At 74.1% G+C, this 1,119-nt stretch carries 1 protein-coding gene; it reads right to left on the bottom strand.

Annotation, left to right across the window (positions count from 1 at the left end; translation table 11 throughout):
- Window positions 1–31: 31 nt before the first annotated feature.
- Window positions 32–1,087, bottom strand: a complete 1,056-nt coding sequence (locus AOK18_RS29280; protein ID WP_074994242.1) for a UDP-N-acetylmuramate dehydrogenase — start codon at window positions 1,085–1,087, stop codon at window positions 32–34.
- Between the last annotated feature and the right edge of the window lie 32 nt (window positions 1,088–1,119).

Genomic DNA, 1,119 nt, shown 5'->3' with positions numbered 1-1,119 from the left:
CGGCCGGCCGGGGCGGGCCGCCCGCGGTTCCTCAGAGGCCGACTCCCACCGTCACCGGCTCGTTGACCAGGGTGATGCCGAAGGTCGCGCGCACGCCGGCCACCACCTCGCGGGCGAGTGCCAGCAGGTCCTCGGTGGTCGCCTCGCCGCGGTTGGTGAGGGCGAGGGTGTGTTTGGTGGAGATGCGGGCCGGGCCTTCGCCGTACCCCTTGGTGAAGCCGGCCTTGTCGATCAGCCAGGCGGCGGAGGTCTTGGCGCGGCCCTCGCCGGCGGGGTACGCGGGGGGCTCGGCGTCGGGGCCGAGGTGCTGCTTCACCCGGGTCCGGAAGGCCGTGAACTCCTCATCGGTGAGGATCGGGTTGGTGAAGAAGGAGCCGGCCGACCAGGTGTCGTGGTCCTCGGGGTCCAGGACCATGCCCTTTCCCGCGCGCAGCTTCAGAACCGTCTCGCGGGCCGTGGACAGGGGGACCCGGTCGCCCGGCGCGACGCCGAGGGCGCGGGCCGTCTCCGCGTACCGGAGGGGGGCGGAGAGGCCGTCGGCGTCCTCCAGGGCGAAGCGGACGCGCAGGACGACGTAGCGGTCGGGGTCGGCCTTGAAGCGGCTGTGCCGGTAGGAGAAGGCGCACTCCTCGTTGGTGAGGGTGACCGTCTCGCGGGCCCGGCGGTCGTAGGCGACGACCTCGGTGAGGGTGGAGGAGACCTCCTGGCCGTACGCGCCGACGTTCTGGATGGGGGTCGCGCCCGCCGAGCCGGGGATGCCGGCCAGGCACTCGAGGCCGGCCAGTCCCGCTTCCACGGTGCGGGCGACGGCGTCGGTCCACACCTCTCCGGCCGCCAGTTCCAGGTGCGTGCCGTCCAGGGCGAGGCCCCGGGTGGCGATGAGGAGGGCGGTGCCGTCGAAGCCCTTGTCGCCGATGACCAGGTTCGAGCCGCCGCCGATGACCAGCAGGGGCGTGCCGCTGTCGTCGGCCTCGCGGACGACGGCGATCACCTCCTCGTCGGTCGTCGCGGTGACCAGCCGGGTCGCGGGGCCGCCCAGGCGGAACGTGGTCAGCGGGGCGAGGGGGGCGTCGTGGAGTTCCTGCACGGGCTCAAGACTAAGGCCCCCGCCGGGCGGGG

Origin of the sequence: Streptomyces prasinopilosus (genome assembly GCF_001419695.1) — a bacterium.
GTDB classification, from domain to species: domain Bacteria; phylum Actinomycetota; class Actinomycetes; order Streptomycetales; family Streptomycetaceae; genus Streptomyces; species Streptomyces prasinopilosus.
Note: the sequence above shows the minus strand (reverse complement) of the source record. Positions and strands in the feature narration are given on the sequence as shown.